General features: G+C 73.0%; 15 protein-coding genes. 3 read left to right on the forward strand and 12 right to left on the reverse strand.

The annotated features are described in order from the left end of the window. Positions 1-24 precede the first annotated feature (24 nt). Together ACNAW0_RS05230 and ACNAW0_RS05235 are read right to left on the reverse strand one after the other, a co-directional pair. On the reverse strand, positions 25-2487 hold the full coding sequence (locus ACNAW0_RS05230) for a glycoside hydrolase family 2 protein (protein WP_416286553.1): 2463 nt from the start codon (positions 2485-2487) through the stop codon (positions 25-27). A 157-nt stretch (positions 2488-2644) separates the two neighbouring features. After that, positions 2645-5092, reverse strand: a complete 2448-nt coding sequence (locus ACNAW0_RS05235; RefSeq protein WP_416286554.1) for a putative bifunctional diguanylate cyclase/phosphodiesterase — start codon at positions 5090-5092, stop codon at positions 2645-2647. Between the two features lie 243 nt (positions 5093-5335). On the opposite strand from ACNAW0_RS05235, the gene ACNAW0_RS05240 reads away from it, so the two are divergent. Beyond that, on the forward strand, positions 5336-5713 hold the full coding sequence (locus ACNAW0_RS05240; RefSeq protein WP_416286555.1) for a PH domain-containing protein: 378 nt from the start codon (positions 5336-5338) through the stop codon (positions 5711-5713). Positions 5714-5743: 30 nt separating this feature from the next. On the opposite strand, the gene ACNAW0_RS05245 is transcribed toward ACNAW0_RS05240, so the two are convergent. Next, on the reverse strand, positions 5744-6670 hold the full coding sequence (locus ACNAW0_RS05245) for a 2-hydroxyacid dehydrogenase (protein ID WP_416286556.1): 927 nt from the start codon (positions 6668-6670) through the stop codon (positions 5744-5746). Positions 6671-6731: 61 nt separating this feature from the next. On the opposite strand from ACNAW0_RS05245, the gene ACNAW0_RS05250 reads away from it, so the two are divergent. After that, complete coding sequence (locus tag ACNAW0_RS05250) at positions 6732-7907, forward strand: PQQ-dependent sugar dehydrogenase (RefSeq protein ID WP_416286557.1); 1176 nt, start codon at positions 6732-6734, stop codon at positions 7905-7907. An 86-nt stretch (positions 7908-7993) separates the two neighbouring features. Continuing rightward, positions 7994-9607 carry a metallophosphoesterase family protein gene (locus ACNAW0_RS05255; RefSeq protein WP_416286558.1) on the forward strand — a complete coding sequence of 538 codons (1614 nt, stop codon included), beginning with the start codon at positions 7994-7996 and terminating at the stop codon, positions 9605-9607. Between the two features lie 81 nt (positions 9608-9688). Here ACNAW0_RS05255 and ACNAW0_RS05260 read toward each other — a convergent pair whose 3' ends face one another. The 9 genes from ACNAW0_RS05260 to iscB all read right to left on the reverse strand — a co-directional run bounded on the left by ACNAW0_RS05260 (position 9689) and on the right by iscB (position 25005). Then, positions 9689-12046: a transketolase-like TK C-terminal-containing protein gene (locus ACNAW0_RS05260; protein ID WP_416286559.1), complete on the reverse strand. Its 2358-nt coding sequence runs from the start codon at positions 12044-12046 to the stop codon at positions 9689-9691. 175 nt (positions 12047-12221) lie between these two features. Then, the gene (gene gatB, locus ACNAW0_RS05265; protein ID WP_416286560.1) at positions 12222-13721 is read right to left on the reverse strand and encodes an Asp-tRNA(Asn)/Glu-tRNA(Gln) amidotransferase subunit GatB; all 1500 of its coding nucleotides are present in this window, start codon (positions 13719-13721) and stop codon (positions 12222-12224) included. A 354-nt stretch (positions 13722-14075) separates the two neighbouring features. Then, entirely contained in the window at positions 14076-15449 is a 1374-nt protein-coding gene (locus ACNAW0_RS05270; RefSeq protein ID WP_416286561.1) for an Ig domain-containing protein, read from the reverse strand. A gap of 198 nt (positions 15450-15647) precedes the next feature. Continuing rightward, the gene (gene gatA, locus ACNAW0_RS05275) at positions 15648-17123 is read right to left on the reverse strand and encodes an Asp-tRNA(Asn)/Glu-tRNA(Gln) amidotransferase subunit GatA (protein ID WP_416286562.1); all 1476 of its coding nucleotides are present in this window, start codon (positions 17121-17123) and stop codon (positions 15648-15650) included. A 76-nt stretch (positions 17124-17199) separates the two neighbouring features. Next, the gene (gene gatC, locus ACNAW0_RS05280; protein WP_091268917.1) at positions 17200-17505 is read right to left on the reverse strand and encodes an Asp-tRNA(Asn)/Glu-tRNA(Gln) amidotransferase subunit GatC; all 306 of its coding nucleotides are present in this window, start codon (positions 17503-17505) and stop codon (positions 17200-17202) included. Positions 17506-17577: 72 nt separating this feature from the next. Further along, on the reverse strand, positions 17578-20115 hold the full coding sequence (locus ACNAW0_RS05285) for a putative bifunctional diguanylate cyclase/phosphodiesterase (RefSeq protein WP_416286563.1): 2538 nt from the start codon (positions 20113-20115) through the stop codon (positions 17578-17580). A gap of 162 nt (positions 20116-20277) precedes the next feature. Then, positions 20278-22410: an NAD-dependent DNA ligase LigA gene (ligA, locus tag ACNAW0_RS05290; protein ID WP_416286564.1), complete on the reverse strand. Its 2133-nt coding sequence runs from the start codon at positions 22408-22410 to the stop codon at positions 20278-20280. Between the two features lie 172 nt (positions 22411-22582). After that, a complete protein-coding gene (locus ACNAW0_RS05295) occupies positions 22583-23596 on the reverse strand; it encodes an ADP-ribosylglycohydrolase family protein (protein WP_416286565.1) in 1014 nt (337 codons plus the stop codon). Next, complete coding sequence (gene iscB, locus ACNAW0_RS05300) at positions 23593-25005, reverse strand: RNA-guided endonuclease IscB (protein ID WP_416286566.1); 1413 nt, start codon at positions 25003-25005, stop codon at positions 23593-23595. Before iscB ends, ACNAW0_RS05295 begins: the two co-directional genes overlap by 4 nt. Positions 25006-25233 lie beyond the last annotated feature (228 nt).

A 25233-nucleotide genomic window follows, 5' to 3' on the forward strand; every position in this document is an offset into this window, starting at 1 on the left:
TTGTGAACGGCAACTGTCCAAGAATCACAACGGCAGCGGGTGCCGCCTTATGTCGTTGACGCAGCGGAGCACCGGGCGGGTGGTGAGAGACGCCGGGTCGAGCGGGATGTCCGCGCGCACGGTGAACACCGCCGAATCGCCGGGCAGCAGGGTGACGAGGGCCTGGTCCACCTCCGCCGACGGGTGCAGCCGGTCCGGGAACAGCGTCAGGTCGCGCAGTATCGCCCGGGCGGTCACCTGGACGAGTTGGCCGCCGTCGACCGGCTCGACCGTGGCCTCCATCTCCGCCGCCGGCCACTCGATCTCCCGGTCCTCGGCGAAGAACCACAGCGCCCGCTCCGCGGTGGCGCCGGCCTCCGCGACCAGCAGCTCCCGCCGGGCCTCGTCCGGCCTAGCCAGCTCCGCGGGCAGCGCCAGCGCCACCGAGGCGTACGCGGGGACGTCGAGGTCCACCGAGGTCTTCGCCCTCGGTTCCCCGGCCAGAGTGCACCGGGTGACCGTGGCCGGCGTACGCCACGCCTCGGTGGTGTCGTTCACCGCCACCAGGGCCAGCCCACCGTCGCGCGGCTGGACGGTGAGCAGCCGGTCGGCGTACGCGCGGCGCAACGCGTACCAGAGGGGCTTGCGGTGGCCGTCCCCGTCGACCGCCGCCCACGAGGTGACCGGCCAGCAGTCGTTGAGCTGCCAGACGATGGTGCCCATGCAGACCGGCTGGTGGGACCGGAAATGCTCGACGCCGAGCTGGATGGCCCGAGCCTGGTTGAGCTGGGTGAGGTAGTGCCAGTCGTCGAAGTCGGCGGGCGCCGGCAGGTGGGCGTCCAGCCCGCGCCGGAGCTTCCGGTCCCCGTCGATCGCCTTCTGGTGGTGGGCCATTCCCGGCGAGTCGGGCGCTAGGTGCTCGTCGGAGAGGGCCCGGCGCAGGGTCGCGTACGCCGGGGGCGCCTGGTAGCCGAACTCGGCGACGAAGCGCGGCACGTACTCCCGGTACTTCGCGTAGTCGTCGGTGTTCCAGACGTCCCAGATGTGCGTGGTGCCGTGCCCCGGGTCGTTGGGGTGCGTGTCCTCCCGGCCCGACCAGGGGCTGCCCGGCCAGTACGGCCGGGTCGGGTCCAGCTCGTCGACGATCCGGGGCAGCAGGTGCAGGTAGTAGCCGCGCCCCCAGGTGCGCCCGGCGAGGGGTTGCTGCCAGTCCCAGTCGTGCCAGCCCCAGATGTTCTCGTTGTTGCCGGTCCAGAGCACCAGCGACGTGTGCGGGGCCAGCCGGACGATGTGCTCGCGCGCCTCGGCCTCGACCTCGGTGCGGAACGGCTCCTCCTCCGGGTACGCGGCGCAGGCGAAGAGGAAGCCCTGCTGCACCAGCAGGCCGAGGGAGTCGGCCAACTCGTAGAAGTCTGCCGACTCGTACCGGCCACCGCCCCAGACCCGGATCAGGTTGACGTTCGCCCCGATCGCCTGGGTGAGCCGCTCGGCCAGCCGCTGCCGGGTGACCCGGTTGGGGAACACGTCGTCGGGAATCCAGTTGACGCCCTTGACGAACACCGGCACGTCGTTGACGTGCAGCACGAACGGGGTGCCGCGCGCGTCGGGGGTGGTGTCGAGGCGTACCGAGCGGAAGCCGATCCGCCGGGACCAGGTGTCCAGCGTCCGACCGTCGGGGGCGTGGAGGGTCACCGTCAGCGGATACAACGGCTGCTCGCCGTACCCGGCGGGCCACCACCGCTCGGGGTCTCGGACGGTGAGCGTCGCCACGGCCGTGCGCTCTCGCGCCGGGATGGTGACCTCGACGGTGACGCCGGCGACCTCGGCCCGTACGACCAGCGGGACGTCCGCCGCCCGCTCGACCTCGACGGACAGCTCCACCCGGCCGGTGTCGCCGGAGACGGTGACCAGCGGCCGGACGGCGGCCAGCCGGGCGGTCGACCAGGCGTGCAGCCCGATCTCCTGCCAGATGCCGGCGGTGACCAGGGTGGGACCCCAGTCCCAGCCGAAGTTGCAGGCGGTCTTGCGGATGAAGTTGAACGGCTCCGGGTACGCGTTGGGCCGGTCGCCGAGCCGCTCCCGGTGCGCCTCCGCGTAGCGGTACGGCGAGTCGAAGCGGACGGTCAGGGTGTTCGCGCCCGGCCGCAGCAGGTCCCCCAGGTCGAACCGGTACCCGCGGTGCTGGTTCTCGGTGCGGCCGACCTCGGTGCTGTTGAGGGTCACCGTGGCGACCGTGTCCAGGCCGGCGCAGACCAGGTCCACCCGGTCGGCGTCGCCCGGCTGCGCGGCGAAGGTGGTCTCGTAGACCCAGTCGGTACGCCCGATCCAGCCCAGCCGGGTCTCGTTGTCGTCCAGGTACGGGTCGGGGATGAGGCCGGCGGCCAGCAGGTCGGTGTGCACGCAGCCGGGCACCGTGGCCGGCACCGACCGGCCGGCGACCTCCGCCGGCACCTGCGGACCGGGTACGGCCCGCAGCACCCAGCCCTCGTGCAGGGTCTGACGGCTCACGATTTCACTGCGCCTTCCATGATTCCGCGGACGATCTGACGTCCGCCGACGAACAGCATCACCAGCAGCGGAACGGTGGCGATTAACGCACCGCGCGGCAGCACGGCGCCGCCCCGGAGTCGGTGAACCGGTTCAGTATCCTTGCCGGACAGCCGGCTCAGCGGTGTGCGGGGCCCAACTCCTCGAACCACGCCTCGACCCGCTCGGCGGTGGCCGGGCGGGCGACGGCGAAGCCCTGGCCGTAGCGGCAGCCGGCCCGGCGGGCCCCGGCGACCTGTGCGTCGGACTCCAACCCCTCGACCACCACCTCCAGGCCGAGCCGGTCGCCCAGGGCGGCCACCACCTCGATCAGCGGAAGGCGCCCGTCGGCGGCCGGCCCGACCAGATGTGGGCCGACCTTGAGCAGATCGATCGGCAGCCGCCGGAGCTGGGCGAGGGAGGCGTGCTCGGCCCGGAAGTCGTCCAGCGCGGTCCGTACGCCGAGCGAGCGCAGGCCGGCGAGCCGGGCCACCACGGTGGACAGCTCCGCCCCGACCGCGGGCTCGGCCACCTCCACGACGAGGCGCTCCGGAGGCACGTCGTACGCGGCCAGGGCGGCCGCCGCCCGGGCCACGAAGTCCGGCGCCGCCAGCTCGCGGGGCGTGACGTTCACCGCCATCCACAGCTTGCGTCCCCCGCCCGACCAGTCGGCGAGCTGCCGGCAGGCCCGGTCCAGCACCCACCGTCCGACCTCGCCGAGCAGGTCCAGGTCGGTCGCGACGGGCAGCAGCTCGTCCGGCAGCACGGTGCCCAGGGCCGGGCTGCGCCAGCGCAGCAACGCCTCGGTGCCGACCGGCTGTCGGTCGATGAGGGCCACCACCGGCTGGTAGACCAGGTCCAGCTCGCCCCGGGCGAGCGCGCCCGGCAGCTCCCGCTCCAGGTCCAGCCGGCGCACGAGCTGCTCCTCCAGGTAGGCGTCGTACCACTCGACCCGGTCCCGGCCGAGCTGCACCGCGCGTCGCCGGGCCAGATCGGCCTGGCGCAGCACGTCCTCCGGATCACCGCCGGTCGTCTCGGCCAGCCCGACGCTGACCCGGATCCGCGGCACCCCGCCGGCCCCCGGCTCGGTCAGCCCGGCCAGCAACCGGCTGCCCAGCGCGTACGCGACCACCGGCCCGACGTCGGTGAGCACGGCGAACTCGGCGTCGGCGAGACGGGCCACCAGGTCGCCGGGGCCACAGCCGGCCCGGAGCCGACGGGCGACCTCGACCAGCACGGACCGGTCCACGGCCGCACCGTCGGCGGCCCCGACCAGGTCGACGACGAGCAACGCGCCGCCCTCCCGCCGGGCGAGCCCGCGCACCAGGTCGTTTCGGTCCGCCAGCCCGGCGAGCGGGTCGGCCGTCCCGGGCGGGCCGACAAGCGGGTCCGACGCGCCCAGCCAGCCGACAAGCGGATCCGGCGTGTCCGGCCAGCCGACAAGCGGATTCGACGTGTCCGGCCGATCGTCGACCGGGTCCGCCGCGCCCGGCCGGTCGTCAGCTGTGCGCAGCCGGGACTCCCGGGCCAGCCGGTCGGCGCGGCGCCGCTGGTCGACGACGGCGAGCACCTCGCGGAGCACCATCGGCGGGATGACCGCCAGCCCCAGGGCGATCGCGGGGACGGCGATCTCCCTCGCCGTCCAGAGGCGGTGGCCGGCGGCCAGCGCGGCGATGCCCGCCGGCGCGGTCAGCCAGGGCCAGACGGCCGGGATGCCGTCGGGCCGGGACGGCCCGCCGGTGGCCGCACGCCGGGCACCGTCGGCGGTGAGCAGCACGCCGGCCAGCAACGGAGGCACGACGGCCAGGGCGGCCCGGTCCGGGGCGCCGTGGGCGAGCAGCACCACAAGCAGGGTCAGCCCGGCGAGGGAGGCCGCCGCTCCGGCGGAACAGCGCGCCACGCCCGGCCGGCGGCACCGGTCCGCCCGCGCGGTCACCAGCAGCACCGCCACCCCGGACGCTCCGGCGACACTCGCGATGGCCACCGCCGGCACCGGGCCGGGCGGCAGCAGCATCCAGACCGCGAAGACCAGGCCGAGGCCGAGGCCGAGGACATCGACGGCCCGGCGGAGCCGCTCGGCGGCGGTGCGCCGAAGGCGGCCGGGGAGCCGGAGCAGCGCAACGGCGTACAGCGGGGCGGTGACGGCGAGGCCGACCAGCGCGACCGGCGTCCGGTGCGGCGGGTCGGTCAGCGGCAGCACGGCGACGGTGAGCCCGGCGGCCAGCACGGCCGCGTCGAGGATCGCGGCGCACTGGCGGAACAGCACGCCCTGGCGGGTCCACCGGTCGGTCCGCCGTGATCCACCGCCACGGGTCGGCGGCGGCGTGGCCCGCGGCTGCACGGCGGGTGCCGACTCGACGGGCAGGAGCCGGTCCGGCTCGGCGCGGGCGGGCGGGGCGCCGGCCAGCCAGGCGAGCCGGACGCAGGCCAGGGTGCAGCCGGCGGCGACGGCGAGCGCCGCCGCGGCGAGGGCCGGGACGAGGCCGGCGGCCCCGGCCAGGACGAGTAGCGTGCCGGCGACCGGCACGACGAGGTCGGGCAGCGGTGGTCGGCGGCGTCGACCAGCGACGGGGTGGGTGACGGGCACGACGATCGCCTTCGTGAGGGGGCACGGGGCGTGCTGTTGCGCCAGTAGCGTGCGGAGCCAGCGGCTGGGCGGGTTACGGCATGCGGACGACCGGGCGGGGAGCCGGGACAGCCATGGCTATGAACGATTCCGGACGCGGCTGGTGACGTGAAACCTTGCGTGGCGTCGATCACACCTGTGCCGCCGGTCGCCACCGCCGCGCCCGCCGCGGACGGAACGGGCCCGGGGTGGGATCATCGAGGGGTGAGCCGCGCCAACACCATCCGTTTCCGTCACAACCAGGCCATCCTGGTCGCCGCGATCGTCGCGTTCGTCGGCGCGCTGCCACTGGCCACCGCCAGCTGGTGGCTGCTCTGGGTGCTGTTGATCCCGCTCTCGGTCATCGTCTGGTCGTGGCGGGCCGGCACCGACGCCGACCCCCGCGGGCTGCGGCTGCGGGCGCTCGCCGGGCAGCGCCGGATTCCCTGGGATCAAGTCGCCGCGCTGGCCGGCGACGCACGCGGCCGGGGGGTCGCCCGGCTCGACGACGGCGAGCTGCTCGTGCTCCCCGCGGTGCGTGCCGCCGACCTGCCCCGGCTGGTCTCCGTCACCGGGCACGACCTGTCCACCGGCACCGACTGAGCCGATCCGCAGGAGGCCAGGCATGGCCGATCAGTAGCCGTCCACCACCCGGTTCGCCAGGGGCGCTCCGGCCGCGAACCGCCGCAGCTGCTCCCCCACCAGCCGGTACGCCCGCGGCAGCAGGCCGCGTACCGAGCCGCCGATGTGCGGGGTGAGCAACACGTTCGGCAGCTCCCAGAGCGGGTGCTCGGCGGGCAGCGGCTCGGGATCGGTGACGTCCAGGGCGGCCCGCAGCCGGCCGGAGGCCAGCTCGGCGACCAGCGCCGAGGTCCGGGCCACCGGGCCGCGGGCGGCGTTGACCAGCAGCGCGCCGTCCGGCATCGCGGCGAGAAACTTCTCGTCGACCAGGCCCCGGGTCCGCTCGGTCAGCGGCACCAGCAGGACCACCACGTCCGCCTCGGGCAACAGGGCGGGCAGCTCGTCCACCCCGTGGACCCCCTCGGCGGGACGCGGGGTGCGGGCGACCAGGGTAAAGGTCACCTCGAACGGGGCCAGCCGGGCCTGGAGCGCCGAGCCGATCGACCCCGCCCCGACGATCAGCACCCGCTTGCCGGCCAGCTCGTCGGTCGGGGCCACCTCGTCGTACGCCCACTCGCGGCGGGCCTGGGCCCGGGCCAGCGGACCGAAACCGCGCAGCGCGGACAGGATCGCGCCGACCACCCATTCGGCGGTGCCCGAGTCGTGCACTCCCCGGGCGTCGCAGAGCGTCACCCCGTCGGGGACCTGCCCCGCCCAGGCGTCCGCCCCGGCGGTCAGCAGCTGCACCACGGCCAGATCGGGCAGCTCGGCCAGCAGCGCGCCGGCGTCCCGGCCGGAGAGGAACGGCGGCACCCAGAACCGCATGCCGGCCGGGGACGACGGGAGCCGGGTCGGGTCCTCCAGCAACTCCACGGTGATGCCCGAGGGCAGCTCGCCGAGGAGAGCGTGGCCGGCGCGGTGCGGAATCCATACCTTCACGACCGCCGACGATAGCCGTCACGCCCGGCCGGCCGGCCGCCGCCCGGCTACCCTGGGGCGGGTGAACGCCCGTCCCCCGTACCCCCGCACCGGCCGTGTCCGGATGGCGCTGGCGGCGCCCTGCGCGGCGCTGCTGCTGAGCACCGCCGGCTGCGCGTTCGGCGAGCCGGAACCCGACCCGGCCGGCGCGCCGCCGAACCTGCCGACGCCCTCGGCGACGGCCAGCCCCGGCGGCGCCGGGCAGCAGGTGGTCGCCACGGTGCTGGCCAAGGGGCTGGCGGTGCCCTGGGCAATCGCCTTCCTGCCCGACGGCGGCGCGCTGGTGACGGAACGGGACAGCGGCCGGATCCTCCAGGTCGGGCCGGCGTCCGGGCCCGAGGGGATGAAGGTCACCGTGGTGCAGACCGTGCCGGACGTGGCGGCCGGCGGCGAGGGCGGCCTGCTCGGCATCGCCGTCTCCCCGTCGTACCCCAAGGACCGCACCGTCTTCGTCTACTACACCACCGCCCAGGACAACCGGATCGCGAAGCTGCAACTGGGCGCGGACCCCACCCCGGTCCTGACCGGCATCCCGAAGGCCGGCAACCACAACGGCGGCGGCCTGGGCTTCGGCCCGGACGGCTACCTCTACGCCAGCACGGGCGACGCCCAGAAGTCTTCCAACGCGCAGGACGCGAAGAGCCTCGGCGGCAAGATCCTGCGGATCACCGCGGCCGGCAAGCCCGCGCCGGGCAACCCCACCCCCGGCTCCCCGGTCTGGTCCCTGGGGCACCGCAACGTCCAGGGCTTCGGCTGGACCTCAGACAAGCGGATGTACGCGGTGGAGTTCGGCCAGAACACCTGGGACGAGATCAACCAGATCAACAAGGGCGGCAACTACGGCTGGCCGCAGGCCGAGGGGCGCGCCGACGACCAGCGCTACGTCGACCCGATCGTGCAGTGGCCCACCGCCGACGCCTCCTGCTCCGGGCTGGCCGTGGTGGGTCGCCTGCTGGTCACCGCCTGCCTGCGCGGGCAGCGCCTCTGGCTGGTCGAGCTGGCCGCGAACGGCACCGTGCTCGGCCAGCCCCACGAGCTGCTGACCGACAAGTACGGCCGGCTCCGGGCCGCCGCGGTCGCCCCGGACGGCTCGGTCTGGGTGAGCACGTCCAACCGGGACGGGCGGGGCAAGCCGGCCGCAGAGGACGACCGAATACTGCGGCTGGTCTTCGCCGACGGCGGGGCCGGACGCAGCTGAGGCACCGCCGGCGGGTCGGCCGGAGAGTTGAACAGGCCCGGGCCCCCTCGGGTTTCCCAAGATCCCTCATTGGGCAGGTCAGGATTATGGACGGTCAGGAGAACGAGCAACGCAGCACCGGGGACGAGGCAGTCCCGGAGAACGACCGCGCCCGCCGCTGGGCGTTCCGCAGGCCGCGGCCCGAGTGGTGGCTCGCCGGGCTGCGCCGGCTCGGCATCGTGCTCGCCGTGCTCGGGGTCACCCTGGCCGGGGTCGTCGCCGGCACGTACGCCGGTGGGCACCAGGGCACCGACATCGGGCCGTTCCGCGCGGAACTCAGCCTGAGCCCGTCGCTGGGCGGGGGCACCACCATCGACGTGCCGCCACTGGGCTCCCTGCAGCTGGACAGCCACAGCGGGCCGGCCTACCTGACGGTGAAGCTGGGCTCGCTGGACCAGGGCCGCACCGAGAAGTTGATCGACGACCCGGCGAGCATCAGCCGGGCCAGCCAGTCCGCCGTCGAGGACGTCCGCGCCGGCGTGATGCGTCTCGGGCTCAAGACGCTCGCCTCGGCGGTGCTGGCCACCCTGCTGCTGGCCGGGCTGGCCTTCCGGAACGTACGCCGGACGGCATGGGCCGGTGGTCTGGCGCTGATGATCACCGCGGGCAGCCTCGGGCTGGCCGCCGCCACCGTCCGCCCGCAGTCGATCGATGAGCCCCGCTACGAGGGGCTGCTGGTCAACGCGCCGGCGATCGTCGGCGACGCGCGACGGATCGCCAACGACTACACCAAGTACGCCGACCAGCTCCAGCGGATGGTCGGGAACATGAGCAAGCTCTACACCACCGTCTCGGCGCTGCCGGTGTACGAGCCGGCCCCCGGCACCACCCGGGTGCTGCACGTCTCCGACATGCACCTCAACCCGACCGGCTGGTCGCTGATCCGGACCATCGTCGACCAGTTCGGCATCGACGTGGTGATCGACACCGGCGACATCACCGACTGGGGCAGCGAGCCGGAGGCGTCGTACGTCGGCTCGATCGGCCTGCTCAAGAAGCCGTACGTCTACATCCGCGGCAACCACGACTCGCCGCGGACGGCCGCGGCGGTGGCCGACCAGCCGAACGCGATCGTGCTGGACAACTCGACGACCACGGTGTCCGGGCTGACCATCGCCGGCATCGGCGACCCGCGGTTCACCCCCGACAAGGAGACGTCGCCAGCCGGCAGCGGGCTCACCACCCAGGTCGCCGACCAGATCATCGGCTCCGGGGAGAAGCTCGCCACCACCGTGCAGAACTCGCCGACCAAGGTGAACATCGCACTGGTGCACGACCCGGCCTCGGCCGGGCCGCTCTCCGGCACCTGCCCGCTGGTGCTGGCCGGGCACATGCACGAACGGCAGGTGTTCAAGCTGCCGCAGGCACCGGACAAGGATCCGACCACGCTCATGGTGGAGGGCTCCACCGGCGGTGCCGGGCTGCGTGGCCTGGAGGGTGAGAAGCCCACCCCGCTGACGATGACGGTGCTCTACTTCGACCAGCAGAAGATGCTCCAGGCGTACGACGAGATCACCGTGGGCGGCACCGGCCAGTCGCAGGTCAACCTGGAACGGCACGTGATCAGGGAGCCGGAGAAGGGTGCCCCGGTGCCGGTCACCCCGACGCCCACCCGGGGCGGGCCGGAATCGCCCGCCCCGACCGCCACCGCCACCCGCTGACCCGCGCCACCGCCATCCGCTGCCACGCGCCGGGCGGCTCCCCGCAGGCGCGAGGAACCACCCGGCGGGTGGCGGAGCGCCTCAGCGCAGCGAGAGCGCGGCCAGGGCGGCGTTGACGATGCTGCCGGGCAGCAGGTCGTGCAGCTCGTACAGCTCCTGGACGCTGCCGGACTGGCCGAACTCGTCCACCCCCAGCGGCACCGCCGGGGCGCCGAGGGCCGAGCCGAGCCAGGCCATCGCGTGCGAGGCGGCGTCGTGCACGGTCACCACCGGTGCCCGGTCGGCGAAGGCGGACCGCAGCGCGCCGGGCACGCTCGGCACGGTCGCCGTGCGTACGCCCTGGCGCAGGGTCCGCTGCCAGGCCCGGTAGAGCCGGTCCAGGCTCGTCACGTCGACCACGTGCGCGGCGATGCCCTCCTCCGCCAGCTCGGCGGCGGCGGCGAGGACCTCGGGCAGCACCGCGCCGGAGGCGGCGAGCTGCACGACCGGGGCGTCCGCCAGGTGCGGGTACGCCTCGTGCGCGTCCACCAGCCGGTACGCCCCGGCGACCACCTGCCGGCGCAGCACCGCGTCGCCGATCCGAGCCCGGGCCGCCTCGAACGGCGCCTGGTCGATCGGGCGGGTGCTGAGCCGGAAGTAGTACGCCCCGTCCTCGGCCGGCGCGGCGGTGGCGGCGGGCGCGGATCCCCCGGCGATCTGGCCGAGCGCGTCGCAGAGCAGCCAGTCGAGGCTGCCGGCGTACGCGGGCTCGAGGAAGGTGACGCCGGGCAGCTCCAGGCCGACCGAGGCGGTGATGGTGGACTGGTGGGCGCCGCCCTCCGGGGCGAGGGTGATGCCGGACGGGGTGCCGGCGACCACGAACCGGGAGCCGGAGTAGGTGCCGTAGAGGAAGGCGTCCAGGCCGCGCAGCACGAACGGGTCGTAGACCGTGCCGACCGGCAGCAGCGGCTGCCCGGACAGGTCCCACGACAGGCCGAGCTGGCCGAGCAGCAGGAACAGGTTCATCTCGGAGATGCCCAGCTCGATGTGCTGGCCCGCGGGGCTCTCCGTCCAGCGCAGCATCCGGTCCTCGGTCCAGGAACGCTGCGCGGTGGGGGCGAACACGCCGGTCTTGTTGATGAACCCGGCCAGGTTGGTCGAGGTGGCCACGTCCGGCGCGGTGGTGACCAGGTAGGGCGCCACCTGCGGTTCCCGGGCCAGGTCGACCAGCACCCGGCCGAAGACCTCCTGGGTGGAGACGGGCTTGTTCACTCGTACCTTGGTGGTTTCCGGGACGGTGACCCCCAGCGCCCGCTCGCGCGGCGCGCGGGACAGCGCCTCCCGGCGCTCGCCGGCCTGGATGCCGGCCGGGGACGCCGGGTCGATGCGGTCCCACTCGGTCTCGGCCGTCAGGCCGTGCGCGGCACGCAGCGCGTCGACCTGCTCGGTGGTGAGCAGCGCGGAGTGGTTGCGCGGGTTGCCGGCGATCGGCAGCCCCCACCCCTTGACGGTGTACGCGAAGACCACGCTGGGCCGGTCGGTGACCGCGTCGCACTGGGCGTACGCGTCGAGCATGGCCGTCAGGTCGTGGCCGCCGAGGTCGGTGACGAGCGGGCCCAACTCGTCGTCGGGGATGTCGGCGACGAAGGCGGACACCTCGGCCGGCGCGCCGTCGAGGAACTGCTTACGCAGGGCCGGGCCGGCCAGCCCGAACAGCGACTGGTACTGCTCGTTCGGCATCCGGTCGATCCAGTCCCGCAGCGCCTCGCCACCCGGCCGGGCGTACGCCTCGGCGAGCTTGCGGCCGTACTTGACCTCGACGACGTGCCAGCCGGCGGCCTCGAACTGGCCGCGCCACTGGTTGATCCGGATGCCCGGGACGACCCGGTCCAGCGACTGGCGGTTGAAGTCGACCAACCACATCACGTTGCCCAGGCCGGCGGTGGCCGGGTCGGCGACGGCCTCCCAGATGTTGCCCTCGTCCAGCTCGGCGTCGCCGATGATGGCGATGAAGCGGGAGCGCGGACGCTCGCCGAAGTGCGCGTCGACGTAGCGCCGGGTGACCGCGGCGAACAGCGGCGCGGCGGCGCCCAGGCCGACCGAGCCGGTGGAGAAGTCCACCTCGTCCGGGTCCTTGGTCCGCGACGGGTACGACTGCAGCCCGCCGCGCGCCCGCAGCTTCGGCAGGTACGACCGGTCCAGGTTGCCGAGCAGGTACTGGATGGCGTGGAAGACCGGGGAGGCGTGCGGCTTGACCGCGACCCGGTCCTCGCCCCGCAGGTGGGCGAACCAGAGCGCGGTCATCGCGGTGACCAGGGAGGCGCTGGACGCCTGGTGGCCGCCGACCTTCACCCCGTCGCCGGTGTTCCGGTCGTGGTTGGCCGCGTCCACGATGCGGGTGGCGAGCCAGAGCACCCGCCGCTGGATCTCGTCAAGGACGTCGAGGTCGTGCTGGTTCACGGTGACTCCATCCGGGCGTCGCCGTTGACGCCCACGCGAGAGGATGCGCGGATCGCGCGCGTACTCGTAAGGATGCTCGAAGGCCGCCGCCGGGTCACGACGGCGGCCTTTGGTTGGGGTGTTGAGAGGGGCTCCTGCTGTGCGGCAGGCGTTAACAGGGGCCCTTCCTTGCATCTCAGCCCTGGACGCCGAGGCGCTCCAGGATCAGCTCGCGGACGGTCTTGGCGTCCGCCTGGCCGCGGGTGGTCTTCATGACCGCGCCCACCAGGGCACCGGCCGCGGCGACCTTGCCGCCGCGGATCTTGTCGGCGACGTCCGGGTTGGCGGCGATCGCCTCGTCCACGGCGGCGGTGAGCGCGCCGGTGTCGGAGACGACCTCCAGGTTCCGGTTGGTCATGATCTCGGTCGGCGAGCCCTCGCCGGCCACCACGCCCTCCAGGACGGTACGGGCCAACTTGTCGTTGAGCTTGCCCGCGTCGACCAGGCTCTGCAGCTCGGCGACCTGCGCCGGGGTGGCCCCGACGTCGGCCAGCTCCACGCCGGTCTCGTTGGCTCGCCGGGACAGCTCGCCCAGCCACCACTTGCGGGCCGCGGCCGGGGTGGCCCCGGCGGCCACGGTGGCCTCGATCAGCTCGACCGCGCCGGCGTTGACCACCGACTGCATGTCGAGGTCGGACAGGCCCCACTCCTGCTGGAACCGCTTGCGCCGCAGTCGCGGCAGCTCCGGCAGGGCGGCCTTCAGCTCAACCACCCAGGCCGGGTCCGGCGCGAGCGGGACCAGGTCCGGCTCCGGGAAATACCGGTAGTCGGTGGCGGTCTCCTTGGACCGGCCGGGCGTAGTGTCCCCGGTGTCCTCGTGGAAGTGCCGGGTCTCCTGGGTGATCTTGCCGCCGGCGTCGAGCACCGCGGCCTGGCGCAGCATCTCCGAGCGGACCGCCCGCTCCACCGAGCGCAGGGAGTTGACGTTCTTGGTCTCGGTGCGGGTGCCCCACTCCTCGCCCGGCAGGTTCAGCGAGGTGTTGACGTCGCAGCGCAGCGAGCCCTCCTCCATCCGGACGTCGGAGACGCCCAGCGAGCGGATCACGTCACGCAGCTCGGTCACGTACGCCCGAGCCACCTCCGGCGCGAGCGCGCCGGTGCCGGGGATCGGCTTGGTGACGATCTCGACCAGGGGGATGCCCGCCCGGTTGTAGTCGACCAGCGACTCGGTCGCGCCGTGGATCCGGCCGGTGGCGCCGCCGACGTGCAGCGTCTTGCCGGTGTCCTCCTCCAGGTGCACCCGCTCGATGCCGATCCGCACCGTCTCGCCGTTGATCTCGACGTCCAGGTAGCCGTCGACGCAGAGCGGCTCGTCGTACTGGCTGATCTGGAAGTTCTTCGGCATGTCCGGGTAGAAGTAGTTCTTCCGGGCGAACCGGCACCACTCGGCAATCGAGCAGTTCAACGCCAGCCCGATCCGGATGGTCGCCTCGATGGCGGCCTTGTTTGCCACCGGCAGCGAGCCGGGCAGGCCCAGGCAGACCGGGCAGACCCGGGTGTTCGGCTCGCCACCGAAGTCTGTCGGGCAGCCGCAGAACATCTTGGTGTTCGTGCCCAGCTCGACGTGGGTCTCCAGGCCGATCACCGGTTCGAAGCGCGCGACGACCTCGTCGTACGCGGGCAGTGTCGTCGTCATCTGAGCTCCAGGCGCGATCCGGACGGAACCGTTCCAGCCTAGTCGGGCCGGCGGCGGTCACCTCGCCCGGGTTTCCACCCAGGCCGGTGCGTGTCCTCGATTCCGCCCTGGACGCCCGGGGAGCGACTCCCGGGCGGGCCCGAGGTCAGCGCTCCTCGACCACCCCGAGGTACATCACCTGCGGGTCGACCGGGCTGAAGGCGAGGCCGGTGATGCCGTCGTGGGAGGTGGCGCTCGGCCGCCCTGCTGGCCGCGCTCGGTGCCCGTACCCGCTTCCAGGCCGGGCTACAGGCCGGGCGCCAAGGCCTGGCCTGAACCCGCACCGCCCATCTTCACGACCCGCCTCGTCGGGCGTCACCCACCCGCCGTGAAGCGCTGGCGGCGAACGTGGACCGCGAGGAGGACCATCCCACCGATGGCGATCGCGGCGACGCCCAGCAGCAGCATGGTGGCCAGGTTCGATCCGGTGACCGGAAGCCCGGCCCCGGCCGTGGCCGACGGCGTCGCCGTGCTCGGCGTGCCCGGTGCCGGCGAGGTCGACGTCGGCGTCGCCGTCGGTGAGGTCGGCGTCGGCGTGACGGGGGCCGCGCCGATGACGACGGTCACCTCGGCCGTGGCGCTCGACGCCGTGCCGGTTGCCTTGACCGTGAAGGTGAAGCTGCCCTCGGCCTCGGGAGTACCATTGAGCACGCCGTCCGTGCCAAGGTCAAGCCCATCAGGCAGGTCGCCGGCGGCCACGCTGAACGTGATGTTGGAGTCACCGGTAGCGGTGAACGGGAACAAGTACGCCTCACCGACCGTGCCCTTGGGCGGCTCCCCGGAGGTGATGGTGGTGGCCGGATCGGCGATGACGATGGTGACGTCCTGGTCGGCGTAGAAGCCGTTCTTGTCCAGCATCCGAATCCCGAAGGTGTAGCTGCCCGGATCGGTCGGCGTACCCGACAACGTCCCCGTTGCCAACGACAACGCCATCCCCACCGGCAACGAACCCGACCGCAGCGCAGCGCTGTGCGGCTCGGTGCCCCCCTTCGCCTTGAACGTGTGCGTCGGGTACTGCTGGCCGGTGTACCAGGGCGAGGTGGGGGTCCCCGAGGTGATGGTGATCTTGGGTGCCACCACCTCGATGGTCACGTCCTGGTCGGCGAAGAAACCGTTCTTGTCGAGCACCCGGACGCCGAACGTGTAGCTGCCCGGATCGGTCGGCGTACCCGACAACGTCCCCGTTGCCAACGACAACGCCATCCCCACCGGCAACGAACCCGACCGCAGCGCAACGCTGTGCGGAGCGGTGCCACCCGACGCCGTGAAGGTGTGCGTCGGGTACGGCTCGTAGGCGGTGACCGGGGAAGCGGGCTTGCCCGAGGTGATGGTGATCGTCGGTGCCACCACCTTGACGGTCACGTTCTGATCGGCGAAGTCGCCGTTCGCGTCCGTCATTCGGATGCCGAACGTGTACTCACCCGGGTCGGTCGGCGTACCCGACAACGTCCCCGTTGCCAACGACAACGCCATCCCCACCGGCAACGCACCCGACAGCAGCGACACGGCGTACGGCGCGGTACCGCCGGACGCCGTGAACGTGTGCGTCGGGTACGCCTCGTACGCGGTCACCGGGGAAGCCGGCGGACCGGAGGTGACGGTGATGGTCGCCGCAGCCGCCGGCTGCGCCGTGCCGAAAAGCAGCACCATGAGCACCGAGAAAAACATTATCGGCCGCAGCTTCTTCATCGCCCGTCCAGGAATTGGTCGACAACGCCACTATTGATCACCAGCGGAAACAGACGCTATCCAATCAGGACCAGTGGCGAGGCGTAATTGACCGAACGGTGAGCGCGTGTCGCCGATTCGCATCGCGGCTCGACTCCGAAAGGTAAGGCCGGCGTCGACGGAAGACTCCCGTCGACGCCGGCCGGCAGTGCGTGTGCCTCAGAGCGCGGGCGGGGTGAACGTGCCGACCGCGGACTCCAGGGCGGCGGCGACCCGGTACATCCGGTCGTCGGCCATCGTCGGAGCCATGATCTGGAGACCGACCGGAAGCCCCTCGGAAACGCCACACGGGACCGAGATGGCCGGCCCGCCGTACAGGTTCGCCGGGATGGTGAACAGGTCGGCCAGGTACATCTGGTACGGGTCGGAGGTGCGCGCCCCGATCGGGAACGCCACGAACGGCGTGGTCGGCGAAATCAGCGCGTCCACCTGCTCGAACGCCGACGTGAAGTCCCGGGTGATCAGGGTGCGGACCTTCTGCGCCTGCCCGTAGTAGGCGTCGTAGTAGCCGGAGGAGAGCGCGTACGTGCCGATCATGATGCGCCGCTTGACCTCGGGGCCGAAACCGGCCTCGCGGGTCAACGACATGACCTCCTCCAGCGACCGGTTGCCGTCGTCGCCGACCCGCAGGCCGAACCGGACACCGTCGAACCGGGCCAGGTTGGAGGAGCACTCGCTCGGCGCGATCAGGTAGTAGGCCGGCAGCGCGTACTTGAAGTGCGGGCAGGAGATCTCGACGATCTCGGCGCCCAGCTTGGCCAGCCTCTCGACCGAGTCCCGGAACGCGGCCATCACGCCCGGTTCGGCGCCCTCGCCGGTGAACTCGGTGACCACGCCGAGCTTGACGCCGGCCAGGTCGCCGGTGGCGCCGAGCCGCGCGGCGCCGACCATGTCCGGCACCGCGGCCGGGATCGAGGTGGAGTCGCGCGGGTCGTGGCCGCCGATCACCTGGTGCAGCAGCGCGGCGTCGAGCACGGTACGGGCGCACGGGCCGGGGGTGTCCAGCGACGAGGAGAACGCGACCAGCCCGTACCGGGAGGTGCCGCCGTACGTGGGCTTCGCGCCGACCGTGCCGGTGACCGCGCCCGGCTGACGGATCGAGCCACCGGTGTCCGAGCCGATCGACAGCGGTGCCTCGTACGCGGCCAGGGCCGCGGCGCTGCCGCCGCCGGAGCCGCCCGGAATGCGGTCGAGGTCCCAGGGGTTACGGGTCGGGCCGTACGCGGAGTATTCCGTGGAGGAGCCCATGGCGAACTCGTCCATGTTGGTCTTGCCGAGCATCACCGTGCCCGCGTCGCGCAGCCGCCGCACGATCGTCGCGTCGTACGGCGGGCGCCAGCCCTCCAGGATCTTCGACCCGACGGTGGTCGGCACACCCTTGGTGGTGAGCACGTCCTTCACGGCGACCGGCACACCCGCGAGGGGGCCCAGTTCCTCACCGGCGGCCCGGCGCTCGTCGACCGTACGGGCGGCGGCCAGCGCGCCCTCGGTGCCGACGTGCAGGAAGGCGTGCACGCGGTCGTCGACGGCGGCGATCCGGTCCAGGTGGGCCCGGGTCACCTCGACCGCGGAGGTCTCCCCGCTCGCCACGAGCCCCGCGATCTCGCTCGCCGTCAGTCTGGTCAGGTCGCTCATGCCGACACTCCGCTTCGCTCCGTGCCGCCATGAGGCACCACCGCGCTGAGCCTGATGATTCGCTCGCTCCGCTCGCTCATGACGCCACATCCTCGTCCAGGATCCGCGGGACGCGGAACCGCTGCTCCTCGGCGTCGGGCGCACCCGACAGCGCCTCCTGCGGGGTCAGGCACGGCGTCACCACGTCCTCGCGGAGGACGTTGGTCAGCGGAACCGAGTGGGAGGTCGGCGGGATGTCCGCCGCGGCGACCTCGCCGACCTGGGCGACCGACTGGAGGATCACGTCGAGCTGGCCGGCGAAGGTGTCCAGCTCCTCCTCGGTGACGGCGAGCCGCGACAGTCGCGCGAGATGCGCGACCTCCTCGCGGGAGATGGCGGCCATGACGACCCCTTCCTGGCTGAGTGCTACGTGCCGACCTGCCCGCGTGCCGCGCAGGTGGTGACGTGCCCGAGTCTATGTGTCGGGCCCTCCGGCGGTGCCTTCGGCTCCCCGGCCATCACCTTCGGCATCGGCGGTCACCACGGGGCGGATCGGCCGGTACCGGGCCAGCCAGGTGACGAGCTCCCCGGCCGGCATCGGCCGGGCGTGGAACCAGCCCTGGGCCACCTCGCAGCCGGCGGCGTGGAGCAGCCGCCAGGTCCGCTCGTCCTCCACGCCCTCGGCCACCACCCGCAGCCCGAGCGCTCCGGCCAGCTCGATCATCGACCGGACGATCGCCGCGTCGTCCGGGTCCTCAGCCATGCCGAGGACGAACGACCGGTCCACCTTGACCTCGGACAGCGGCAGCCGGCGCAGGTGCTGCAACGAGGAGTAGCCGGTGCCGAAGTCGTCCAGCGCGATGCCGACGCCGATCCGGTGCAGTTGGGAGATGCTGGCCAGCACCCGCCGCGGATCGGCCATCAGGGCACCCTCGGTGATCTCCACCTGGAGCCGGTCCGGGCGTACGCCGTAGCCGAAGAGTCGGTCGGCGATCTGGTCGGCGATCTCGCCGGTGTGCAGGTCCCGGACGCTGACGTTGAGCGCGGCCCGCAGCGTGATACCGGCCGCCGACCACTTGGCGAGCTGCTCCACCACGTCGTCCACCACCCGCCGGGTGAGCAGCCGCATCACCGCGCTCTGCTCGGCGACCTGGATCAGCTCCCCCGGGTCGACCATGCCCCGGCGCGGATGCCGCCAGCGCAGCAGCGCCTCGACCCCGACCACCTCACCGGTGGCGATCTCGATCTGCGGCTGGTAGTACATCGTGATCTCGCCCGGGTCCCCGGCCGGGTCGTCCGTACCGCCGGCCGCCCGGACCCCGGCCTCGCCGCGAGGCACCGTGGCCGCCCGATGCGTCGCCCCGGCCTCGGGGTGGCCGCCGTCGAAGGTCGCCGGCAGCCGGTTCCCGTGGCCGGCGCCGCCCGACGGACCGTCGGCCCCGGCGCGGGCGGCCCGGCGGCGGATCGGATCGGCATTGGTGACGATCCGGTTGATCAGCTCGTCGTCGTCTGGCAACTCGACGCGTTCGCGCCGCCGCAGCCGCCAGCGCCCCGACCCGCCGCCCGACTGGGCGTCGCCGCGGCCACCGTTGCGGGGTACGCCGTCGCCCGGGCTGTTGCGGCTGGACCCGGTCAGGCCGGGCGCGGGAGCGAGGGTGGCGCCGTCGCCCCCGCGCACGCCGGGCGGCTCCTCGCCGTCGACGACGGATGTCGTCTCCAGTACGCGGCGCAGGTCGGCGAGGAGGCTGAGCCGTTCCGCCGAGTTGTGGTCGGACTCGGCCGCGTACACGGCGACGGTGTCGTTGCGGTGCTTGGCGTCGTACATGGCCACGTCGGCGTGGCGCATCAGGGTGGCGAAGTCCTCGCCGTGCTCCGGGAAGATCGCGATGCCGATCGAGCCGCCCACGTCCAGCGGCAGCCCGTCCAGCGGGACCGGTTCGGCCAGCGCGGCGACCACCCGGTCGGCCAGCTCGCGCGCCTGGTCGGTGCCGGTGAGCCGGGGTACGACGATGGCGAACTCGTCGCCGCCGAGGCGGGCCACCAGGTCGCCCTGGCCCACCACGCCGGTCAGCCGGGCGCTCACCTCGACCAGGAGCCGGTCCCCGACGGCGTGCCCAAGGGCGTCGTTGACGTGCTTGAACCGGTCCAGGTCGAGCAGCAGCAGGGCCAGGTGGGCGTCGGGCTCGCCCCGGGCGGCCCACTCGGCGTGCAGGTGCACCTGCTCGGCCACCTCGGCCAGCAGCGCCTTGCGGTTGGGCAGCCCGGTGAGCGGGTCGAGCGCGGCCAACTGCTCCTGCTCGGTGGAGAGCCGGGCCATCCGGTAGACGGCGAACAGCGGCACCAGCACCAGTGGGATCAGTGCGGCGCTGGCGCGAGCGGCGGCGACCAGCACCGGGGCGAGCAGCAGCAGCGAGCCGGTGGAGAGCAGTTCGTATCCCAGGCCGAGCCGGACCCGGGGCCACCAGCGGGCACCGAAGCGCAGCCGGATCGCGAAGGTGACCAGGCCGTAGTTGACCACGAACCACGCCGTGGCAGCGCCGCCCACCACCGCGACTTCCGCCCAGTGCAGCTGCCCGCCATGGAAGAGGTCGCCGGCACCGAGCCGGGTGACCAGGTACGCGGTGCCGAGCGCGCAGGCGTACTGGGCGGCGTTGAAGCCGGTCCGCCACAGGGCGTACCCGAGGCGCCAGCCGGAGACGGCCACCGCCACGGCCTGCACGGCGACAGCCGGGCCGAGCCCCCAGCCGAGCAGGATGGCGAAGGTGAAGCAGGTCGACGGGAAGACCGCCGAGGTCCGCCGCCGGCCGGGCGGGAGGAATGGTCGGGCGTCACAGGCGACGGCGAGCGCCGCCATGGCCCAGAACGCGGCCGGCAGGTCGGACAGCCGGTCGGGCAGCCCGGCCAGCGGGCCGGCCGAGATGAGCACGGCCAGGACGCCGACCGCGACGACGTAACCGAAGAACGGCGCACCCCGCCCGGGCGGAACGGAGTTTCGCGGGTCGCCGGTCTCCATCGCACCTCCCGGGGACGGCCCTGGCGTGCGCCGTCCACACGCCGTACGCCAATGAAACGCCCTCGGGCCTGGATTCCCGCCACGACAGTCACGAACCGGTCGACTCGTGACTAAGTTGGTATACGCGATCAGGCCACGTGAAGGTACGCGTTGAGCAGGTACTCAGCCCTCGTGGGCCACTTCCCGGGCCGCCTCCGGGCCGGATTCCAGCAGCACCCGGAAGCCCGCCTCGTCGAGGACCGGCAGTTTCAGGCTGGCCGCCTTGTCGGCCTTGGAGCCGGGATTGTCCCCGACCACCACGAAGCTGGTCTTCTTGGAGACCGAACCGGTGACCTTGCCGCCCCGGCTCTGGATCGCCTCGGACGCCTGGTCGCGGCTGAACCCGGCCAGGGTGCCGGTCACCACCACGGTCAGCCCTTCGAGGGGGCGCGGCCCCTCCTCGCCGGCCTCCTCGGCCATCCGCACGCCGGCCTCGGCCCACTTGCGCACCACCTCGCGGTGCCAGTCGACGGCGAACCACTCCTTGATGCTGGCGGCGATGGTCGGGCCGACGCCGTCCACCGAGGACAGCTCCTCCTCGCTGGCCGCCTCGATCGCCTCGATCGAGCGGAAGTGCCGGACGAGGGCCTGCGCCGCGGTCGGGCCGACGTGCCGGATGGAGAGCGCGACCAGCACCCGCCACAGGTCGCGCTCCTTGGCCACGGCGAGGTTGTCCAGCAGCTTGGTGGCATTGCTGCCCAGGCTGCCGTCCTTGTTGACGAAGAACGGCGAGTGGGCGAGCTGCTCGGCGTCGAGGTGGAAGAGATCACCCTCGTTGGTGATGATCTGGCCGTCCAGCAACGCGGCGGCGCTTTTCTCTCCGAGCGCCTCGATGTCGAGCACCTTGCGGTTGGCCAGGTAGAAGACCCGCTCGCGGATCTGGCCCGGGCAGTTACGCGCGTTGGGGCAGCGGATGTCGACGTCGGCCTCCTTGGCCGGCGCGAGCGGGGTGCCGCAGGCCGGGCATGTGGTGGGCATGACGAACGGGCGGGCGTCGGCGGGGCGCAGGTCGACCACCGGGCCAAGCACCTCGGGAATGACGTCGCCGGCCTTGCGCAGCACCACCGTGTCGCCGATCAGCACCCCCTTGCGCTCGACCTCCCGGGCGTTGTGCAGGGTGGCGTACGCGACGGTGGAGCCGGCCACCTTGACCGGCTGGAGCAGGGCACGTGGCGTCACCCGACCAGTCCGCCCGACTTCGACGTCGATGTCGAGCAGCTTGGTGGTCACCTCCTCCGGCGGGTACTTGAAGGCGATCGCCCAGCGCGGCGCGCGGCTGGTCGAGCCGAGCCGGCCCTGGATGGAGACCGGGTCGACCTTGACCACCACTCCGTCGATCTCGTGCTCGACGTCGTGCCGATGCTTGCCGTAGTAGGCGATGTAGTCGGCGACCCCGGCCAGGTCGGGGACCACCCGCCAGCGGTCGCTGGTGGGCAGCCCCCACGCCTTCAGCGCCGCGTACGACTCGGACTGCGCCGTCGGCTGGAAGCCGTCGCGGGCGCCGATGCCATGCACCACCAGGCGCAGCGGCCGGGAGGCGGTGATCCGCGGGTCCTTCTGGCGCAGGCTGCCGGCGGCGGCGTTGCGCGGGTTGGCAAACGGCGCCTTGCCCTGCTCGACCAGGCCGGCGTTGAGGTCGGCGAAGGCGGCGACCGGGAAGTAGATCTCGCCGCGTACCTCCAGGAGCTCCGGTACGTCCGGGAAGTCGTCGGCGGGGGTCAGCCGGGCCGGTACGCCCTTGATGCTGCGGACGTTGGCGGTGACGTCCTCGCCGGTGCGCCCGTCGCCCCGGGTGGCGGCCCGGACCAGCCGGCCCTTCTCGTAGGTCAGGTTGATGGCCAGGCCGTCGACCTTCAGCTCGCAGAGGTAGGGCGCCGGGCCGCCGGCGTCCCGCTCGACCCGCTCTGCCCAGGCGGCCAGCTCCTCGTCGGCGAAGGCATTGTCCAGCGAGAGCATCCGCTCGGCGTGGGTGACCGGGGTGAAGTCGGTGGAGAAGGTGCCGCCGACCCGCTGGGTCGGCGAGTCGGGGGTGCGCAGCGCCGGATATTCCGCCTCGAGCGCCTCCATCTCGCGCAGCTGCTTGTCGAACTCGGCGTCGGAGATGGTCGGCGCGTCGAGCACGTAATAGCGGTACTGGTGCTCGGTGAGCTCCTGGCCCAACGTGGCGTGCCGCTCCAGTGCCTCCAGGGTCGGCTCGGCGCCCGCCGCCGCCTCCTGCGCGGGGCTGACCGCCTGGGGAACCGCTTCCTCGGACACGCTGCCGCCTTCGGACACCTGTCGACCTCCCGTGATCGTGCTACTCCCGCACGGTAGCGGGCGGGGCTGACAACCATCCCCCCACCCGCCCTGACCAGGCGCGCGACACCAGCATGCGCCGGACGGCCGGGCCGCGACCACCCGCCGGGTCACCGGCCGGGGGCGGGCGGGGTCAGTCGTGCGGGGTAGCGAGGATAGCGAGCTGGTCGGCGTGCTCGATGCGGGTGGACCAGGCGGCGGGCCAGGCGGACATGCCGTGGGCGGCGCCGAGGAAGGCGCCGGCGAGGGCGGCGATGGAGTCGGAGTCGCCGGCCGTGGTGGCGCCCCGGGCCAGCGCGCCGACCGGGTCGTCGGCGTGCCGTAGTGCGCAGAGCAGCGCGGTTGCCAGGGCCTCCTCGGCGATCCAGCCCTCCCCGGTGAGCCGGCACGGGTCGCCGCCGTCGTCCGGGCGGGCCAGCGCGGCGTCCAGCCGGTCGAGGATCCGCAGGCACTCGTCCCAGCCCCGGGCGATGAACTCCTCCGGCGTCGCCTCACCCGGGCGCTGCCACAGGTCGCCGAGCCAGTCGGCCCGGTAGACCGTCCGCTGCTCCCGAGCCCGCGCGGCGAGCAGGCCGGGCAGCTCGGTGAGCGCGGAGCCGTCGCACAACAGCCGGACCGCGTACGCGGTCAGCTCGCTGGCCGCCAGCCCGGTCGGGTGGCCGTGGGTCAGGCCGGCCTGGAGCTGGGCGAGCCCGGCGAGCGTGTCGAGGTCGACGTCGAGCAGCCCGACCGGGGTGACCCGCATGTTCGCGCCGCAGCCCTTCGAGCCGGCCACCGTCGCCTGCTGCCAGCGGGTGCCCCGATCTAGCTCGGCGCAGGCCCGCAGGCAGGTCATCCCCGGGGCGCGGTTGTTGTCCGGGCTGACCGCCCAGTCGAGGAACCGCCGCCGCAGCAGCGGCTCCACCACCTCCGGCGTGTACGCGGGCGCGTCGTGCAGCGCCCAGGCGACGGCGAGCGCCATCTGGGTGTCGTCGGTGACCAGCGCCGGGTCGCCGACCAGCTCCCGAGGGCCGGCCGGGCCGTAGCGGCGGACGATCTCGGCGACGGTGAGGAACTCGGTGGGTTTGCCCAGGGCGTCGCCGTAGGCGAGCCCGAAGAGCGAACCGGAGGCGCGACGCGGCGCGGAGTCGATCACGGTGGCGATCATCGTCGTTGCGGCGTGGAAACCCGGCCGTTCAGGGCCGGGAGGAAACGCCGCTCCTCCTCTCGGGTGTAGGCCCATCCGTCAGCCCGTTGCAGCAGCCGGACGTGACGGTGATGGATGCCCTGCAAAAGGGCGTGGCTGGTGCGGATGTTGAACTTCCCGGTGGTTCGCACAGCGACCCGACCAGCGTGCCGGCCCTTCTTCTTACCGGCGGGTACGACAGCGTGCACCAGGTCGCCGGTTTGGAACCCGTACACCGATTTACTCCTTGGCAACCGCAGCCGGGGAAATCCGTGCCGGTCGCAGCGGGTGCGGGCGTAGCAGCCGCGGCCGGTCGCGGCGGCGACCAGCACCTGCCCCGGACAGGACCGCACGCCAGCGAGGACCCCGACGTGGAGGGCGTCGAGGGTGTGGGTTTTCGGCGCGCCCGTCTGGTGCCGGTTCCATTTGGTGCGCCCGCCGGTGCCGACCTCAACCGGCAGGCCGGTGGCGGCCAGCGCCCGCCACAGCGCCCGCCGGGTTGCCGACACGGCCGCAGCATCGGCCAGCGGCAGTTTCGCTTGGCGTCGGATCCGGGCCAGCACAGAGGGCCGGTCCGCGAGGAAGACGTCGACCGACATGGCGTCCTTTGCCTGGTTGCACGGGACGCAGGCCAGGGTCAGGTTCGACACCCGGTCCGAGCCGCCCCGCGAGCGCGGCACGATGTGGTCGATGTTCAGCGGCACCCCGGCCACGCCGCAGTAGGCGCACTTGCGTCCCCACTTGGCCAGCAGATACTCGCGGACCTCGTACCCGTGTAGGGTGCCGTGCTGGTACTCGACCCCGGCGATGTTCGGGTTCTGCAACAGTTGGGTGTCGAACGCGACCCGCTCCACATGCAGGCCGGTTACAGGTGCCCACCGACACAGCCGCTGAACCCAGGACATGGTGTTGTCGACCCGGTGCCGCAGCGACGGCGCCAACCACCCATCCGAGCGGCGGCGGTTCAGGAAGCGGGATGCCCGGTAACGCAGGTTCCGTGACCGGCGGCCACGCCGGAATACGGCGCGAGCGGTCAACTTGTCACGGATCTGCCCACCCCGATGGCGGACCTCGACCGCAAACAGACCGGCCCGAACCGTGTTGTCGGCGCGGAAGACGGCGATACCGGTGAACTTCGAACCCGGGTCAACGCCGAGCTCCACCCCGTCCACCTGCGAGTCGGCGACCTCACGGTCCTTGAGTCGGATCACGAACGGGGTGTGCCGGTGCACCACCGCCCGCCCGGAGCCGAGCAGCTTGCGTGCCCGCGCCGGGGTGCACGGTTGGAGCGGACGGTGGTGTCGGTCGACCACGAACACCACCGGGTGGGTGTGGGCCTCACGGCCCGCTCCGGTTCCCGCCAAGGCGGGTTCCGGGTGACGCCGGCTCACGCCGGTCTCCCCTCGCCCATGTCGCACACCGGCTGCCGTACGGCGTCCGCGTCCCGTTTCGTGGCATCTCGGGGCCGTGTCTGCTGACACGGATTCCAGAGCCCGGAGCTGAGGAAGCACCCCGGAGTGGGTCTTCACACCTGTGTACAACGTAGTCACCTCCCATTCAGAGGTTCCTGAGGCTGGTCAACCACCCTGACGAACCGAGCAAGCTCGGCCCTTCAGGGC

Origin of the sequence: Micromonospora sp. SL1-18, assembly GCF_047921505.1 — a bacterium.
GTDB lineage: Bacteria > Actinomycetota > Actinomycetes > Mycobacteriales > Micromonosporaceae > Micromonospora.

Bases quoted from the DNA above. Each gene is read 5' to 3' on its own strand.
- ACNAW0_RS05255 (WP_416286558.1), top strand. From the start codon at position 7,994: ATGGACGGTCAGGAGAACGAGCAACGCAGCACCGGGGACGAGGCAGTC.
- ACNAW0_RS05295 (WP_416286565.1), bottom strand. From the start codon at position 23,596: ATGATCGCCACCGTGATCGACTCCGCGCCGCGTCGCGCCTCCGGTTCG.
- gatC (WP_091268917.1), bottom strand. From the start codon at position 17,505: ATGGCCGCCATCTCCCGCGAGGAGGTCGCGCATCTCGCGCGACTGTCG.
- ACNAW0_RS05285 (WP_416286563.1), bottom strand. From the start codon at position 20,115: ATGGAGACCGGCGACCCGCGAAACTCCGTTCCGCCCGGGCGGGGTGCG.
- ACNAW0_RS05270 (WP_416286561.1), bottom strand. From the start codon at position 15,449: ATGAAGAAGCTGCGGCCGATAATGTTTTTCTCGGTGCTCATGGTGCTG.
- gatB (WP_416286560.1), bottom strand. From the start codon at position 13,721: ATGACGACGACACTGCCCGCGTACGACGAGGTCGTCGCGCGCTTCGAA.
- gatA (WP_416286562.1), bottom strand. From the start codon at position 17,123: ATGAGCGACCTGACCAGACTGACGGCGAGCGAGATCGCGGGGCTCGTG.